This window comes from Roseomonas gilardii, from assembly GCF_001941945.1.
Taxonomy (GTDB): domain Bacteria; phylum Pseudomonadota; class Alphaproteobacteria; order Acetobacterales; family Acetobacteraceae; genus Roseomonas.
Genome location: NZ_CP015583.1, coordinates 4,081,159 through 4,097,229, shown reverse-complemented (window position 1 = coordinate 4,097,229; position 16,071 = coordinate 4,081,159). Strand labels below are relative to the sequence as shown.

Annotated in this window: 13 protein-coding genes; 8 read left to right on the top strand and 5 right to left on the bottom strand. The window is 71.6% G+C overall.

Annotation, left to right across the window (positions count from 1 at the left end):
• Nucleotides 1-82: 82 nt before the first annotated feature.
• Nucleotides 83-1,477, bottom strand: coding sequence for an amidase family protein (locus RGI145_RS18500; protein ID WP_075799533.1), 1,395 nt, complete (start codon nt 1,475-1,477; stop codon nt 83-85).
• A 578-nt stretch (nt 1,478-2,055) separates the two neighbouring features.
• Here RGI145_RS18500 and RGI145_RS18495 point away from each other — a divergent pair.
• The 8 genes from RGI145_RS18495 to paoC all read left to right on the top strand — a co-directional run bounded on the left by RGI145_RS18495 (nt 2,056) and on the right by paoC (nt 11,720).
• Nucleotides 2,056-2,463, top strand: a complete 408-nt coding sequence (locus RGI145_RS18495; RefSeq protein WP_075799532.1) for an Lrp/AsnC family transcriptional regulator — start codon at nt 2,056-2,058, stop codon at nt 2,461-2,463.
• Between the two features lie 159 nt (nt 2,464-2,622).
• Entirely contained in the window at nt 2,623-3,873 is a 1,251-nt protein-coding gene (locus RGI145_RS18490; RefSeq protein ID WP_075799531.1) for an MFS transporter, read from the top strand.
• A 122-nt stretch (nt 3,874-3,995) separates the two neighbouring features.
• Nucleotides 3,996-5,480, top strand: a complete 1,485-nt coding sequence (locus tag RGI145_RS18485) for a M81 family metallopeptidase (protein WP_075800192.1) — start codon at nt 3,996-3,998, stop codon at nt 5,478-5,480.
• A gap of 121 nt (nt 5,481-5,601) precedes the next feature.
• Nucleotides 5,602-6,681: a dTDP-glucose 4,6-dehydratase gene (gene rfbB, locus RGI145_RS18480; protein ID WP_075799530.1), complete on the top strand. Its 1,080-nt coding sequence runs from the start codon at nt 5,602-5,604 to the stop codon at nt 6,679-6,681.
• 67 nt (nt 6,682-6,748) lie between these two features.
• Entirely contained in the window at nt 6,749-7,618 is an 870-nt protein-coding gene (rfbA, locus tag RGI145_RS18475; RefSeq protein WP_075799529.1) for a glucose-1-phosphate thymidylyltransferase RfbA, read from the top strand.
• 287 nt (nt 7,619-7,905) lie between these two features.
• Nucleotides 7,906-8,571: an aldehyde dehydrogenase iron-sulfur subunit PaoA gene (paoA, locus tag RGI145_RS18470; RefSeq protein ID WP_075799528.1), complete on the top strand. Its 666-nt coding sequence runs from the start codon at nt 7,906-7,908 to the stop codon at nt 8,569-8,571.
• Nucleotides 8,568-9,518, top strand: coding sequence for an FAD binding domain-containing protein (locus tag RGI145_RS18465; protein WP_075799527.1), 951 nt, complete (start codon nt 8,568-8,570; stop codon nt 9,516-9,518). Before paoA ends, RGI145_RS18465 begins: the two co-directional genes overlap by 4 nt.
• Before the next feature lie 3 nt (nt 9,519-9,521).
• Nucleotides 9,522-11,720 carry an aldehyde oxidoreductase molybdenum-binding subunit PaoC gene (gene paoC / locus RGI145_RS18460; protein WP_075799526.1) on the top strand — a complete coding sequence of 733 codons (2,199 nt, stop codon included), beginning with the start codon at nt 9,522-9,524 and terminating at the stop codon, nt 11,718-11,720.
• A 141-nt stretch (nt 11,721-11,861) separates the two neighbouring features.
• Here paoC and RGI145_RS18455 read toward each other — a convergent pair whose 3' ends face one another.
• Genes RGI145_RS18455 through RGI145_RS18440 form a run of 4 tightly spaced genes read right to left on the bottom strand, consistent with a single transcriptional unit; the run spans nt 11,862 to nt 16,027 of the window.
• A complete protein-coding gene (locus RGI145_RS18455; protein WP_075799525.1) occupies nt 11,862-12,623 on the bottom strand; it encodes a short-chain dehydrogenase/reductase in 762 nt (253 codons plus the stop codon).
• Between the two features lie 54 nt (nt 12,624-12,677).
• Nucleotides 12,678-13,589 (bottom strand): N-carbamoyl-D-amino-acid hydrolase, encoded by a 912-nt coding sequence (locus RGI145_RS18450; protein WP_075799524.1) that lies wholly within the window; start codon nt 13,587-13,589, stop codon nt 12,678-12,680.
• Between the two features lie 9 nt (nt 13,590-13,598).
• The gene (locus tag RGI145_RS18445; RefSeq protein ID WP_075799523.1) at nt 13,599-14,816 is read right to left on the bottom strand and encodes a Zn-dependent hydrolase; all 1,218 of its coding nucleotides are present in this window, start codon (nt 14,814-14,816) and stop codon (nt 13,599-13,601) included.
• The gene (locus tag RGI145_RS18440) at nt 14,813-16,027 is read right to left on the bottom strand and encodes a diaminopropionate ammonia-lyase (RefSeq protein WP_237183129.1); all 1,215 of its coding nucleotides are present in this window, start codon (nt 16,025-16,027) and stop codon (nt 14,813-14,815) included. The genes RGI145_RS18445 and RGI145_RS18440 overlap by 4 nt, the downstream gene beginning before the upstream one ends.
• Nucleotides 16,028-16,071 lie beyond the last annotated feature (44 nt).

Here is a 16,071-nt window from a genome sequence, read left to right as displayed (position 1 = left end):
GGCATTGCTCCTCGATACCCAAGGTGGTGCCGGCCCATGGCGGAATCGAGGCAGGCTTGCCCTCACCCTGGGGCAAATTGCATCACTCTGTAACGGGATCCACGGGCGCGATGGGCTCCGGCGCGATGACGGCGCCGGCCTCCAGCAACAGGTCCTCGCGGTAGCGCCCGGCCACCAGTTGCACCCCCATCGGCGCGGCGGAAGCGCCGGAGGTGGCGACCGTCAGGGCCGGCAGGCCCATCAGCGGCAGCCCGACCTGCACGAGCTGTGCCTCGATCACCCGCTCGAAGCTGGCCTCGCTCTCGATGTCGAGTGCGTCCGGGAAAGGTGGCTCCGCCGAGACGGGCAGGAGAACCAGCGGATAGCGCTCCAGGAAGAGGCTCCACTGCCGCAGGAAGCCGGCCCGCCGGGTCAGGGCATCGGCGACGCCATGCTCCCCGGCCTCCGGGGCACGCGCTTCCATCATGGCCAGGACGGCAAGGGATTCCGGCTCGTTCTCGGCCTGATAGGCCTTGTTGCCGCCGCGCCGGCTTTCCGCCAGCCAAAGCAGCGCCTGCAAGTGCGCCGGTTCCCGCAACGGCGGGCAGGGGGTCTCCACCACGGTCCAGCCCGCTTCCTGCAAGGCCAGGGCGGCGGCGCGCAGGGCCTTCTCCACGGCAGGATGGGTGGCCATTCCCTCGGGGCGCACGCAGAGGGCGGCGCGCCTGGGCAGCGGCGGCCCTTCGAGCGGCGCCGGCACCCACCAGGGGTCGCGGGGGTCGGGCGCGGCGAGGGCGGACAGGGCCGCGCGCAGATCCGGGATGGAGCGGGCCAGCGGGCCGGACACCGCCATCAACTGCGCGCCGATCGCGCGTTCCGGGCTGCTGGCGTTGAAGGCGGCGATCCGCCCCAGCGTCGGGCGCAGCCCGTGCACGCCGCAGGCATAGGCCGGATAGCGCACCGAGCCGCCGATATCCGTGCCATGCGCCAGCGCCCCGATCCCCGCCGCCAGCGAGGCCGCGGCACCGCCGGAGGAGCCGCCGGGGGTCAGGCGCGGGTCGCGGGGGTTCCGCGTGTTGCCGTGCAGGGCGTTGCGGGTGAACCAGCGCAGGGAGAAGGCGGGCGTGTTGGTCCGGCCCAGCACCACCGCCCCGGCCCGGCGGAAGTTGCTGACGACGGGGTTGTCCTCCTTCGCGATCAGCTCCCGCTGGATCCGCAGCCCGTTGGTGGTGGCATGGCCCGCCTGGTCCACATTCACCTTGATCGTCACCGGCACGCCGGCCAGCGGCCCGACATCCTCGCCCGCGGCCAGGCGGCGATCGACCTCGCGCGCCTCGGCCAGGACCTCCTCGGGCCGGTGGTCCACCACGGCGTTGATGGCAGGATTCGCAGCCTCCAGCCGGGCCAGCGCGTCCCGCGCCACTTCCTCGGCCGAAACCTCCCGCCCCCGCAGCTTCGCCGCCAACTCGCTGGCCGTCAGGCGCCAATAACCCCCCATGCCCCTGGGACTCCTTCTGCGGTGATCTGTGCGCGGCAGTCTCCGGGTGGGACCGTGGCTTGTCGAGGGGATGTTCCGGCGTTGCGCCGTCCCGGGGGAAAGGCTCCGCCTTGTCCCCCGGACCCCCTATCCGCCAGGACGCTGCGCGCCCTGGACCCCGTTCGCTGGCACTCGTTGCGGCCCGATCACGCCGGAGAGCCACGCTCTCCGGCGGACTGCCGGTGCCGTGAGTGCGGACAGGGTGTTTTTTCCTCTTTTCGGGAGTCCCACGTCTCCACCTGCTCCCCGGCGATCGGACCGCAGGCTGATGGCCCCCACGGGAGCCAGCGAAAGCCAGGGGTCCGGGGACCGGCTTCGGTCCCCGGCGGAGAGGGGGTCCGGCGGGAGAGGCAGCGCCTCTCTCCCGGCGGGCAGACACGGCGCGCCCCGCTCGGGCTTTGATGGCGCTCGCGGCATGGCTCATCCGGGCGAAGGGATGGCAGGCGGGGTGAGGGCGGCTTGTGCGGTTCTTCGGGGCGGAGGGTGCTCCCCGGAGGATTCCATGGTGCTACAGCCCTTCCGCAAAAGGATCGTCGGATATGGACGAGATCGACAAGCGCCTGCTGCGGCTGCTTCAGCGCGACGGACGGATGACCAATGTGGAACTGGCCCGGCAGGCGCATCTCAGCCCGCCCGCCACGCATGAGCGCATCCGCCGCCTGCAGCAGGAGGGGGTGATCGAGGGTTATTCGGTGCGGCTGAATGCCGGGAAGCTGCAACGCGCGCTGCTGATCTTCGTCGAGGTCACGCTGGACCGGACCAGCGCCCGGGTCTTCGAGGATTTCGGGGCCGCCGTGCGGCGGACGCCGGAGATCATGGAGTGCCACATGGTGGCGGGCGGCTTCGACTACCTGATCAAGGTGCGGGTGCGCGACATGGCTGCCTATCGGCACTTCCTGGGCACGGTGCTGGTGGGGCTGCCCGGCATCCGGCAGACGCACACCTAAACGGTCATGGAGGAGGTGAAGAGCACCACCGAGTTCGCCATCGACTGACCGGCCACCGCCCCTCTCGTCAGGCCGGGCATCCTCGGATACCGGTGGGGAAAAGCCCCGGCTCCCGTGCTTCGCAGGCGGAAGGGTCGGAACCCTGGGGAGGCACGCCGCGTGACCGGCAAGACCGAGAACATCGCCCTGATCACCCTGGCGCAGGTGCTGGCGCTCTGCCTCTGGTTCTCCGGCACCGCCGCCGGGCCGGGCATGCTGCGGGAGGCATGGGCGCTGGGCCTCGGGCTGGGGCCGGGCTTCCAGGCCTGGCTGACGGGCGCGGTGCAGGCGGGCTTCGTGCTGGGCACCCTGCTCAGCGCCGCGCTGGCCCTGCCGGACCGCATCGACCCTCGCCGGTTCTTCGCCGCCTGCGCCCTGCTCGGCGCCCTGGCCAATGCCGCCATCGCCCTTCTGCCGCTGGAGGCCGGGACGGCCATCGCCGCGCGCTTCGTCACCGGCCTCGCCCTGGCGGGGGTCTATCCGGTGGGGATGAAGCTCGCCATCGGCTGGGCGGACAAGGGCGATGCCGGGCTGCTGGTCGGGCTGCTGGTGGGCGGGCTGACGCTCGGCTCGGCCTCGCCGCATCTGGCGCTCGCCCTGACCGGCGCGGCGGGCGGGCCGGATGCGGCGCTGGACTGGCGGCTGGCGCTGGGCGCGGCCTCGCTGGCCGCCCTGCTTGCCGCTGCGCTGATCGGACGGACCCGCCTCGGCCCGCGCCACGCGCCGGCGCCGCCCTTCCGCCCCGGCGCGGCGCTGCAGCTCTGGCGCAACCGGGGCACGCGGCTCGCGACGCTCGGCTATCTCGGCCATATGTGGGAGCTCTATGCCATGTGGGCCTGGGTCGGCCTCTATCTCAGCGCCAGCTTCGCCGCCTGGCGCGGCGGGGCGCCGGGACATGCGGGCGAGACCTCCCTGGCGACCTTCGCGGTGATCGCGGTGGGGGCGGCCGGCTCCATCGGCGCCGGGCTGCTGGCGGATCGCTGGGGCCGGGTGCGAATCACGGTGGCGGCCATGGCGGTCTCGGGCGGCTGCTGCCTGCTGGCCGGGCCCTTCTTCGGGCTGCATCCGCTGCTGCCCGTGGCTCTCTGCCTGGTCTGGGGCGTCGCGGTGGTGGCGGATTCCGCGCAGTTCTCGGCCAGCGTGGCGGAGCTGTCCGACCCGGGCCTGACCGGCACCATGCTGACCGTGCAGAACTGCCTGGGCTTCGCGCTGACGCTGGTGACGATCCACCTCATGCCCTTGCTCGTGGCCTGGAGCGGCTGGGGCGGGGCCTTCGCCCTGCTGGCGGTGGGGCCTCTGCTGGGCTGCCTCGCCATGCTGCGCCTGGGCCGCAGCCCGCTGGCGGCGCGGCTGGCCGGCGGGCGCGGATAGGCGCCGGGCGTGGGTGGGCGGCAGTCCCGGATTTCCCGCCGCCGCCCGCTTCACCTCCGAGGCGGGGGGCGGCAGCATGCGCCGTGGCAGGCGGAGCAGCGACGATCATGACCGGCAGACCCATCCGCATCGCGGTGCTGAAGTTCTCGCACGAGACGGTGACCTTCCTGCCCTACGACACCACGGTGGCGGATTTCACCTATCCCGGCTCGCCCGCGCGGGGCGAGGCGCTGCTGCGATCCGAGCCGCGCTCCTATATCGGCGGCTTCGTGAAGCTGGCGCGCGAGCATGCGGGCGTGGAGCTGGTGGGCATCGAATCGCCGCTCGACTCGCGCGCGGGGTCAGGCTCCGGCTGGCTCACCACCGAATGCTTCGAGCATTTCGCCGGGCGCATGATCGCCGACCTCCGGGCGCAGGGCCCTTTCGACGGCGTCTATCTCTCGCTGCACGGCGCCATGGCGGTGCGCGGCGTGCCGCGGCCGGAGGCGGAGCTGGCGCGGCGGGTGCGCGAGGTGGTGGGGCGCGGCGTCTTCCTCGCCGCCACCTTCGACCCGCATGGCAACGAGGACGAGGAATTCCTCCAGCACGCCGACATGGCCTTCACCGTGAAGTACTTCCCGCATTACGACGCGCATCTGCAGGGCGAGCGCGCGGCGCGGATGCTGATCCGCGCGATCCGGGGCGACTACGCGCCGAGCCATGCGACGCTGAAGCTGCCGGTCATCTCGCCCACGGTGCTGCAATGGACCGGGGCCTCGCCCTGGATGGACCTCGTGCAGCGCGCCCTGGTCTGGGAGGCGCGGGAGCCGGATGTCTTCGTGAACGTCTTCTTCGGCTTTCCCTGGGCCGATGTGCCGGATGCGGGCATGACCTTCCAGGTGATCGCCAATGGCCAGCCGGAGCTGGCGCAGCGCATTGCGCGCGACATGGCGGGCTTTGCCTGGCGGCAACGGGAGGCCCTGCTGGGCAGCACGCGCATCCACCGGATCGGGGAGGGCGTGGCGCTGGCACGGCAGGCCGTGGCGGAGGGCAGGAGGCCCGTGGTGCTGGCCGACCACAGCGACCGTTCCGGCTATGCCACCTGGCTGCTGCGTGAGATCATGGCGCAGGGCCTGCGGAACACGCTCGTCGCCACGGTGGCGGATGCGCCGGCGGTGGAGAGGCTGCTGGCGCAGGGTGTGAAGCCGGGCGATGCCTTCGACATGGAGATCGGCGGCCGGGCCGAGGCTTCTGCCGGCGACCCGGTGCGGGTGCGGGGCGTGGTGCAGGCCGTGACCAGGGGCCTGCGCGAGAACCGGGGCGACCAGTGGGTGCAGGTTCGCTTCGGGGAGGGCAATGTGCTGGTGCTGACCCCCTTCCTGACGCAGATCATGGAGCCGGACTCCCTGCGCGGGATCGGGCTGGACCCGGACGGCTTCGACGTGATCGCCATCAAGTCCCGCGTGCATTTCCGGCGCGGCTTCCACGACACGGGCTTCGCTCCGACCATCCTGCTGGTGGAACCGGACCAGCCCTTCCTGGGCACGGTGCGGCTGGACGGGCTGCGCTACGAGAACCTCGATCTGCGAGCCTTCTACCCCTATGGGGAGCCCGGCTTCGGGGCCTGATCCGCCCGCCGCCCCGTGATGGACGGGGCGGGATGCTTCTGCTAGCGATCCGGGAATTGTCGCGGCGCATGGGACATGCCCATCGGGACATGTCATGGCCCCGGAGAAGGATAGAGCCCGCTTGGCCAAGAGATTCCTTGTCACGGGCGGTGCGGGCTTCATCGGCTCGGCGGTGGCGCGGCGGCTGATCCGCGAGACGCCGCACCACGTGCTGGTGGTGGACAAGCTGACCTATGCGGGCAACCTCGCCTCGCTGGCGCCGGTGGCGGACGACCCGCGCTTCCGCTTCCTGCGGGCCGATATCGCCGATGCCGCGGCGATGCGCGCGGCCATGGCGGAGTTCCGCCCCGAGGTGGTGATGCACCTCGCCGCCGAGAGCCATGTGGACCGCTCCATCGACGGGCCGGGCGAGTTCGTGCAGACCAATGTGGTGGGCACATTCACCCTGTTGCAGGCGGCGCTGGAACACTGGCGCAGCCTGCCGCCGGGCGCGGAGCGGGACGGCTTCCGATTCCACCATGTCTCGACCGACGAGGTCTTCGGCTCGCTGGGCGAGGATGGCCTGTTCCGCGAGGACACGCCCTATGACCCGCGCTCGCCCTATTCGGCCTCCAAGGCGGCCTCGGACCATTTCGTGCGGGCCTGGCACCACACCTACGGGCTGCCGGTGGTGGTCACCAACTGCTCCAACAACTACGGCCCCTACCACTTCCCCGAGAAGCTGATCCCGCTCACCATCCTCAACGCGCTGGAGGGCCGGCCCCTGCCGGTCTATGGGCGCGGCGAGAACGTGCGGGACTGGCTTTATGTCGAGGACCATGCCGCGGCGCTGGTCCTGGTGGCGGAGCGTGGCGTGCCGGGCGAGAGCTACAACATCGGCGGCCATAACGAGCGGCGGAACATCGAGGTGGTGCGCGCCATCTGCGCCCTGCTGGACGAGATGGCGCCGGGCCCCGGCGCGCCGCGCGAGAGCCTGATCACCTTCGTCACCGACCGGCCCGGCCACGACCTGCGCTATGCCATCGATGCCGGGAAGATCGGGCGCGAGCTGGGCTGGCGTCCAGCCGAGAGCTTCGAGAGCGGGCTGCGCCGCACGGTGCGCTGGTATCTCGACAACCGCGGCTGGTGGGAAGCCGTGCGCTCCGGCGCCTATCGCGGCGAGCGGCTGGGTCTGGAAGGAACGGGCCTCTTGGCGGGCTGAGCCGGCCGCGATTCCGCCACGGGATGGCCCGCAGGATCACAGCGACACGGGAACGGGGGACAGGGGCATGAAGGGCATCATCCTGGCGGGCGGCAGCGGCACGCGGCTGCATCCGATGACGCATGTCACGTCGAAGCAGCTCCTGCCCGTCTATGACAAGCCGATGATCTACTACCCCCTGACCACGCTGATGCTGGCCGGGGTGCGCGACATCCTGCTGATCTCCACGCCCTCGGACCTGCCGCGCTTCTGCGAATTGCTGGGCGACGGGTCGGAATGGGGCATCCGCCTGTCCTATGCCGAGCAGCCGAAGCCGGACGGGCTCGCCCAGGCCTATGTCATCGGCGCGGATTTCGTGGCGGGAGGGCCCTCCATGCTGATCCTGGGGGACAACATCTTCTATGGCGACGGGCTGCCGGCCATGCTGCAGCAGGCCAGCGCCCGCCTCGCCGGCGCCAATGTCTTCGCCTATCGCGTCAGCGACCCGGAACGCTATGGCGTGGTGGAGTTCGATGCCCGCAACCGCGCCCTTTCCATCGAGGAGAAGCCGGCGAAGCCCCGCTCCAACTGGGCGGTCACCGGCCTCTATGTCTATGACGCCGAGGTGGTGGAGATCGCGCGCGGGCTGAAGCCCTCGCCGCGCGGGGAGCTGGAGATCACCGACGTCAACCGCGCCTATCTGGAACGCGGGCGGCTGGAGGTGGAGCTGATGGGGCGCGGCTTCGCCTGGCTGGACACGGGCACGCCGGACACGCTGCTGGAGGCGGCAGAGTTCATGCGCGCCCTGGAGAAGCGCCAGGGCTTCAAGATCGCCTGCCCCGAGGAGGTTGCCTTCAACCTCGGCTGGATCGATGCCGGGCAGCTCCGCACCCTGGGGCACAGGCTGGAGAAGAGCACCTACGGCCGCTACCTGCTGCGGATCGCCGACGGGGAATAGCCCCGCCGCAGGGCAGGGGACGGGGGCAGGGGACGGGGCGCGGGAAAGCCCCCGGCAGCGGCGTCCGCCACCTGCCGCATCGCCCATAGCACGGAAATCGCATCCGGCCCGCAGCCCGGCGTGCTCTGCGGCGTTCTGTCCCGGTGTGGCCAAGCGGGCATGCCTCGGGGCACGCCATCCTGCCTTGCCCATGCGGTGATCCCGATCACGGATGTTTGGCGCGGCCACGACCTTGCTGGCCTCCGGACCGGTGTCACCTGCCCCGTTCCCGCATGGAGGTAAGGACGATGCCCCCTCTTCATGATCCGCATCTTCCGCGGCGCGACCTGCTGATCGGCACGGCCGCCGTCTCGGTCGCCGGCATCGCCGATGGTCATGCGGCCCCCGCCCAGGCCCAGGTGGCGGCACCGGCTGCGCCACCCCGGAATCCCGAGGTCCCCGCCACGGCCAGGCTGTCCCTGACCGTCAACGGCCAGGCCCGGAATCTGGAGCTCGACACCCGCACAACCCTGCTGGACGCGTTGCGCGAGCACCTGCACCTGACCGGCAGCAAGAAGGGCTGTGACCACGGCCAGTGCGGTGCCTGTACCGTGCTGGTGGACGGCCGCCGTATCAATGCCTGCCTGACGCTGGCGGTGATGCATGAGGGCGATAGCATCACCACCATCGAGGGGCTGGGCTCGCCGGAGCGGATGCATCCGATGCAGTCCGCCTTCGTGAAGCATGACGGTTACCAGTGCGGCTACTGCACGCCAGGCCAGATCTGTTCCTCGGTCGCCATGCTGGAGGAGATCAAGGCAGGCATTCCCAGCCATGTGACGGGCGATCTCGCCGTGCCGGTGAAGCTGGGCAACGAGGAGATCCGCGAGCGGATGAGCGGCAACATCTGCCGCTGCGGCGCCTATTCCAACATCGTCGAGGCCATCAACGAGGTGGCGGGAGAGCGCGCATGAAGCCCTTCACCTATGAGCGCGCGGCGACCCCCGCCGCCGCGGCTGCCGCGGCCGCCAGCCACCCCGGCGCGCGGTTCATCGCGGGCGGCACCAACCTGCTCGACCTGATGAAGCTGCAGATCGAGACGCCCGCCCATCTGATCGACGTGAACCGCCTCGGCCTCGACCGGATCGAGCCGACGGCGGAGGGCGGGCTGCGGATCGGCGCGCTGGTGCGCAACACCGATCTCGCGGCCGATGCGCGCGTGCGGCGCGACTACGCGGTGCTGACCCGTGCGCTGGTCGCCGGGGCCTCGGGGCAGTTGCGCAACAAGGCCACCACGGCGGGCAACCTGCTCCAGCGCACGCGCTGCCCCTATTTCTACGACACCAACATGCCCTGCAACAAACGCACCCCCGGCACCGGATGCTCGGCCATCGGTGGCTTCAGCCGCCACAACGCGGTGCTGGGCGCCAGCGATGCCTGCATCGCCACGCATCCCAGCGACATGGCCGTGGCCATGCGCGTGCTCGACGCGGTGGTGGAGACGGTGAAGGCGGATGGCAGCACCCGTGCCATTCCCATCGCGGAGTTCCACCGCCTGCCCGGCGACACGCCGCAGGTCGAGACGGCGCTGGAGGCGGGCGAGCTGATCACCGCTGTCATCCTGCCGCCGCCGGCGGGCGGGGTGCAGATCTACCGCAAGGTCCGCGACCGCGCCTCCTATGCCTTTGCCCTAGTTTCCGTGGCGGCCATCGTACAACGCGATGGCAGCGGGCGCGTCGCCCTGGGCGGCGTGGCGCACAAGCCCTGGCGCGTCGAGGGGGCGGAGGCGGAACTGCCGCGCGGTGCGAAACGGACGGCCGAGGCGCTGCTCGCCGGGGCCAGGACCACCCATGACAATGCCTTCAAGCTGCCGCTGGCGGAGCGAACGCTCGCCTCGGTGCTGGCGGAAGCGAGGGCCTGAGCGATGCGCTTCGACACCCCGGCCACCACCAATCCCATCGACCGGATGAAGGTCGTGGGTCAGCCTCTGGACCGCATCGACGGCCCGCTGAAGACCACCGGCACCGCCCCCTATGCCTATGAACGCCATGACGTCGTGCCGGACCAGGCCTATGGCTGGATCGTCGGCAGCGCTATCGCGTCCGGCCGCATCACCGCCATGGACCTGCGCGCAGCGCGGGCCGCCCCGGGCGTGATCGCCATCGTCACGCACGAGAATGCCGGGCATCTCGGTAAGGGGACACGGAACGTCGCCCACCTGCTGGGCGGGCCGGAGATCGAGCACTACCACCAGGCCATCGCCCTGGTGGTGGCGGAGAGCTTCGAGCAGGCGCGCGCCGCGGCCGCGCTGCTGCACGTGGAGTACGAGGCGTCGGAGGCGAAGTTTGACCTCGCGGCCGCCAAGGCCGCCGGTGTCGGCCCGTCGGAGGACAGCCCCGACAAGACGGTCGGCGATTTCGCGCGGGCCTTCGACGCGGCGCCGGTCCGGCTCGACGAGACCTACAGCACCCCCGACCAGTCGCATGCGATGATGGAGCCGCACGCCACCATCGCCGCCTGGGATGGCGACCGGGTGGATGTCTGGCTGTCCAACCAGATGGTCGCCTGGACCACGGGCGACCTGGCGAAGACCCTCGGCATCCCCAAGGAGAAGGTGCGGCTGCGTTCGCCCTATATCGGCGGCGGTTTCGGCGGCAAGCTCTTCCTGCGTTCGGACACGCTGCTGGCCGTGCTCGGTGCGCGGGAGGCGAAGCGGCCAGTCAAGGTGGCGCTGCAACGGCCGCTGATCGCCAACAACACCACCCACCGGCCGGCGACCATCCAGCGCATCCGCATCGGCGCCACGCGCGACGGGAAGATCACCGCCATCGGGCACGAAAGCTGGTCCGGCAACCTGCCGGACGGCAAGCCGGAGGAGGCGGTGCAGCAGACCGAGCTGCTCTATGCCGGCGCCAACCGGTTGACCGGGTTGCGGCTGGCGCGGCTCGACCTGCCGGAGGGCAATGCCATGCGCGCGCCCGGCGAGGCACCGGGGCTGATGGCGCTGGAGGTGGCCATGGACGAGATGGCCGAAAAGCTCGGGCTCGATCCCGTCGAGTTCCGTATCCGCAACGACACCCAGGTTGATCCCGCGCATCCCGACCGGCCCTTCTCGAAGCGGCAACTCGTCGAATGCCTGCGCCTGGGTGCCGAGCGCTTCGGCTGGGACAAGCGCGATCCCCGGCCCGGGCAACGGCGTGACGGGCGCTGGCTGGTCGGGATGGGCATGGCGGCCGGCTTCCGCAACAACCTGCTGATGAAGTCCGGTGCCCGCGTGCGGCTGGATCGCCAGGGCCGGGTGACGGTCGAGAGCGACATGACCGATATCGGCACCGGCAGCTACACGATCATGGCACAGACCGCGGCGGAGATGATGGGAGTCCCGGTTGGCGAGGTGACGGTCCGCCTGGGCGATTCCAGCTTCCCGGTTTCGGCCGGCTCGGGCGGGCAGTGGGGCGCCAACAATGCCACCGCTGGCGTCTATGCCGCCTGCGTCAGGCTGCGGGAGGCGGTGGCGCAGAAGGCGGGCTTCAATGCGGGCGACGCGGTTTTCGCCGAGGGCGCGGTGCAGGCGGGCAACCGCAGCGTGCCACTGTCCGAGGTGGCGCGGGATGGCGAGCTGGTCGCCGAGGACGCCATCGAGTACGGCGATCTCGGCAAGCGCTACCAGCAATCGACCTTCGCCGGGCATTTCGTCGAGCTCGGCGTCGATGCCGCGACCGGCGAGACGCGCATCCGCCGCATGCTCGCGGTCTGCGCGGCGGGCCGTATCCTCAACCCGAAATCCGCCCGCTCCCAGGTGATCGGCGCCATGACCATGGGCGTGGGCGCGGCGCTGATGGAGGCGCTGGAGGTGGACAAACGGCGGGGCTTCTTCGCCAACCACGACCTCGCCAGCTACGAGGTGCCGGTGCACGCCGACATCCCGCACCAGGAGGTGGTCTTCCTGGACGAGACCGATCCGATGTCCTCGCCCATGAAGGCCAAGGGCGTGGGCGAGCTCGGCCTCTGCGGCGTGGGCGCGGCGGTGGCCAATGCCATCCACAACGCCACCGGGATACGGGTGCGCGACTACCCCATCACCCTCGACAAGCTGATCGACCGGCTGCCCGCATCCGTGTGACGCGCACGGCGTCTCCGTTCCGGCGTTTTGCTTGCGACCCCGGGGGGGAAAGGTGCCGCCTTTCCCCCGACACCCCCTATCCGCCAGGAACCTGAGGTTCCTGGACCTCCCCTTCGCGGGTACTCGCCGGGGCCGGCCATCCTACCCGCCGCCGTTGATGGTGAGGATCGTGCCGGAGGTGTAGCCGGAGCGCGGACTGGCCAGGAAGGCCACGGCATTGGCGATCTCCTCCGGCTGGGCGGGGCGGCCGAAGGGCAGGTTGCGGAACAGCTCCCGCCAGCGTTCCGCGTCGCCCAGTTCCGCCTGGGCGCGGTGCCGGGCCATGGTCTCGTTCCGCTCCGTCGCCGTGGCGCCGGGGTTGATGCCGACGACGCGGATGCCGTCCGCCGGGCCGGAGCGGCCCAGCGCGCGGGTCAGCGCCATCAGCGCGGCATTGCCGGTGGCGCCCGCGATGTAGTCGGGCGGGAAGCTCTCGCCGGCCTGGCCGATGATGTTGACGATCACCCCGCCGCCGCGCGCCTTCATGCCCGGATAGACGGCCCGGCACAGGGAGATGAAGCCGAAGACCTTCAGGTCCCAGGCGGCGCGCCAGGTGGCGTCGTCCACGCGCAGCAGGTTGCCGGGCGGGATGGCGCCGGCATTGTTCACCAGGATGTCGATCCCGCCGGCGGCATCGGCCACGCGGCGTGCCTCCGCATCCGTGCCCAGATCGGCCGGCAGCGCCTCGGCCGCGACCTGGTGGCGCTGGCGGAGCGTTTCCGCCAGCCCGTCGAGGGCCCCGGCGTTGCGCGCGGTCAGGACGAGGTCGCAGCCCTCCGCCGCGAGCAGTTCGGCCACGGCGCGGCCGATGCCGCGCGAGGCGCCGGTGACCAGGGCGCGCCGGCCCCGCAGTTCCAGATCCATCGCCGCCTGTTCCTCCCGCCGCGGTGCCTGGGACGGGAGGCGGAGTCCTCCCCGTCAGCCCGCGCGCAGGGCGGTATACATCTCCGGCCGGCGGTGCAGGGCGAAATTGAAGATGTTGGCCCGGATCTCGGCGCAGCGGTCGAGGTCGCAATCCGCCGAGACCAGTTCGTCGCCCACCGTGGAGGCCTGGGCCACGATCTCGCCCGTGGGGGCCACGATGCAGCTCTGGCCCAGCAGGTCGCAGCCTTCCTCCCGCCCCGCCTTGGCGACGCCCACCACCCACAGCCCGTTCTGGTAGGCGCCGGATTGCAGGCAGAGATGGTTGTGGAACGCCTGGAGGTGGTCATGCTCCGGCGCCAGCGGATAGTGCAGTGGCGTGTTGTAGCCGAGCAGCAGCACCTCCGCCCCACGCAGCGCCACCTCGCGATAGGTCTCGGGCCAGCGGCGGTCGTTGCAGATCGCCATGGCGAAGCGCCCGCCCAGCAGGTCGGAGGTGCCGAAGGGCTCCTCGCCGGGCTCGAAATAGCGCTTCTCCAGATGCTGGAAGGCGCGCCAGGGCTCGTTCTCCGGATGGCCGGGCAGGTGGATCTTGCGATAGCGCTGCGCGATCCGCCCCGAACGGTCCACGAGGATGGAGGTGTTGAAGCGGCGGGGGCGGCCGCCTTCCAGCAGCTTCTCAGCGAAGCCGAAGCTGAAGGCGATGCCGAGTTCCCGGGCCCGCGCGAAGAGCGGCATCGTCGCGGCGTTCGGCATCTCCGTCTCGAAGAAGGCATCCACCTCCGTCTGGTCCGCCATGAACCAGCGCGGGAAGAAGGTGGTGAGCGCCAGCTCCGGATAGACCACGAGATCGGCCCGCCGCTGCGCCGCGCGCTCCAGCAGGGCGATCATGCGCGCCACGACCTCGTCGCGCGGTTCCGCGCGGGCGATGGGGCCGAGCTGGGCGGCGGCGATATGGAGGTTGCGCATGGTGCCTTCCTAGTTGCTGGTGGCAAGGCCGCGGGTCATCTCGAACAGCACGCGCGCGCCGTTCGCGAGGTCGCCGGGCGCGGTGTGTTCGCGGATGTTGTGGCTGATGCCCTTTTCCGAGGGCACGAAGATCATCGCGGCGGGGGCGATGTGCGCGATCATCTGCGCGTCGTGCCCGGCGCCGGAGAACATGCGCCGGCTGGACAGGCCGAGCTTCGACGCCGTCTCCTCCACCCGCGCCACCAGCGCTTGGTCGAAGGGCACCGGCGCGAAGCGGGCGAGGCTGCGCGTGGCGATCCGCACCCCTTCCTCGGCGGCGAGGGCGGCGGCACCCTCGGCCAGCAGCGCCTCGGCCCGCCGCAGCCCCGCCTCGTCGGGGTTCCGCAGGTCCACGGTCAGCAGCGCCCGTTCCGCCACCACGTTCACCAGGTTGGGGGATAGTGTCAGCGAACCCACGGTGGCGAGCTGGTGGCCGCCGACCTCGCGCGCGACCTCCCGCGCCAGCACGGCGATGCGCGCGGCGGCGAGGCCGGCGTCGCGGCGCAGGCGGAAGGGCGTGGTGCCGGCATGGGCGGAGGCGCCGGTCAGGGTGATCTCCGTCCAGGAAATCCCCTGCACCCCCTCGACCACGCCGATCCGCAATTCCTCGTCCTCCAGGATCGGGCCCTGCTCGATATGCAGCTCCAGATAGGCGGCGATGGCGCGCGGCCCGCTGTCCCGGCCGGCATAGCCGATGGCGGCCAGCGCATCGCCCAGGCGCGCGCCGTCGATGCCGCGGATCTCCAGCGCCTCCGCCAGGGGCAGCCCGCCGGCGAAGACCAGGCTGCCCAGCATGTCCGGGGCGAAGCGCGCGCCTTCCTCGTTGGTGAAGGCCGCCACCGCGACGGGCAGGCCGGTCTCGATCCCCGCCTCGTCCAGAGCCGCCAGGACCTCCAGCCCCGCCAGCACGCCGAGCGCCCCGTCATAGGCACCGCCGGTCGCCACCGTGTCGATATGCGAGCCAAGCAGCACCACCGGCCCTTCCTTCCGGCCGGCGCGGGTGCCGAAGATGTTGCCGATCGGGTCGATCTCCACCCGCAGGCCGAGTGCCCGCATCCGCGCCACCAGCCAGTCGCGCCCCAGCCGGTCCTCGGCGGTCAGGGCGAGGCGGCAGACCCCGCCGCCGGGCAGCGCGCCCTGCCGGGCGAGGTCGGCGAGCGCGGCGGACAGGCGTTCCGGCCGGATCATCGGGCGATCTCCCCGGCGGCCACGGTTTCGGCGGGGCGTCCGACGATGGCGCGATAGGCCTCCGGATCGGTGGCGCCCTCGCTGCCGAAGCAGAGGATGCGCGAGTCCGGCCCGATGCCGAGCACCGCGCGCTGTTCCGCCGAGAGCGAGAGAAAGCCCGCCAGCCCGGCCACGCCGCTTTCCCCGGCGACCAGGGGCGGCCCGGCCGCGCCGGAGGCCAGCAGGCGCATCGTCTCCGCGGCGGCGCCGTCGGGAATGGCCAGGAAGGCGGTGGCCGCGTCGCGCAGGATCGGCCAGGCGATCATCGAGGGCTCGCCGCAGGCCAGCCCGGCCATGATGGTCTCCAGATCGCCTTCCACGGTCACCGGCCGGCCCTCGGCGGCGCTGCGGCGCAGGCAGTCGGCGGCCTCCGGCTCCACCACCACCGTCGCCGGCCGCGCGGGGCCATAGGCCTCCCAGAAGCTGGCGGCCACGGCGGCGGCCAGCCCGCCCACGCCACCCTGCAGGAAGAGATGCGTCGGCGGCACGGGCAGCGCCCCGATCGTCTCCTCGGCCATCACCGAGTAGCCCTGCATCACGTCGCGCGGCACCTCGGCATAGCCGGGCCAGGAGGTGTCGGAGACCACGAACCAGCCCTGCTCCATCGCCATCCGCGCCGCCTCGCGCACGGAATCGTCGTAGTTGCCCGCGGTGCGGATCACCCGTGCGCCCAGGGCGGCGATGGCCCCGGCCCGGGCCTCGGAGACGGTGGCATGGACGAAGATGGTGCAGGCGCAGCCGAACATCCGCGCGCCCCAGGCGACGGAGCGGCCGTGATTACCGTCCGTGGCGCAGCAGACGGTGACGTCGCGCAGCAGCGCGGCATGGCGCCCGTCCAGCAGCTCCTCCACCGCGGGCTCCCGCCCCGTGGCCGTGGCGATGCGGCGCAGGAGCAGCCGCGCCACGGCATAGGCGCCGCCCAGCGCCTTGAAGCTGCCCAGGCCGAAGCGCCCGGCCTCCTGCTTGTAGCGGATCTCCGCCACGCCGCTTTCCCGCGCCAGCGCCGGCAGGGCCACCAGGGGCGTCGGGGCGTGGCCCGGCCACTGGCCGATCATGGCACGCGCCCGGTCTCCTTCGGCGCGGCTCAGCACCGCCGCGTGCGGATAGGGCTGGTCCGGCCCGGCCATGGCCGGGTTGGGGGTGAAGGCGGTGACGGGCGGAAAGCGGAGCAAGGCGGCCTCCGGAAAGGATGGCCATCGGTATGAAATCGTGTTTT

Excerpts from the sequence above, each read along its gene's own strand:
- RGI145_RS18500 (WP_075799533.1), bottom strand. The coding sequence starts at position 1,477 with ATGGGGGGTTATTGGCGCCTGACGGCCAGCGAGTTGGCGGCGAAGCTG.
- RGI145_RS18495 (WP_075799532.1), top strand. The coding sequence starts at position 2,056 with ATGGACGAGATCGACAAGCGCCTGCTGCGGCTGCTTCAGCGCGACGGA.
- rfbA (WP_075799529.1), top strand. The coding sequence starts at position 6,749 with ATGAAGGGCATCATCCTGGCGGGCGGCAGCGGCACGCGGCTGCATCCG.
- paoA (WP_075799528.1), top strand. The coding sequence starts at position 7,906 with ATGCCCCCTCTTCATGATCCGCATCTTCCGCGGCGCGACCTGCTGATC.
- RGI145_RS18465 (WP_075799527.1), top strand. The coding sequence starts at position 8,568 with ATGAAGCCCTTCACCTATGAGCGCGCGGCGACCCCCGCCGCCGCGGCT.
- paoC (WP_075799526.1), top strand. The coding sequence starts at position 9,522 with ATGCGCTTCGACACCCCGGCCACCACCAATCCCATCGACCGGATGAAG.
- RGI145_RS18455 (WP_075799525.1), bottom strand. The coding sequence starts at position 12,623 with ATGGATCTGGAACTGCGGGGCCGGCGCGCCCTGGTCACCGGCGCCTCG.
- RGI145_RS18450 (WP_075799524.1), bottom strand. The coding sequence starts at position 13,589 with ATGCGCAACCTCCATATCGCCGCCGCCCAGCTCGGCCCCATCGCCCGC.
- RGI145_RS18445 (WP_075799523.1), bottom strand. The coding sequence starts at position 14,816 with ATGATCCGGCCGGAACGCCTGTCCGCCGCGCTCGCCGACCTCGCCCGG.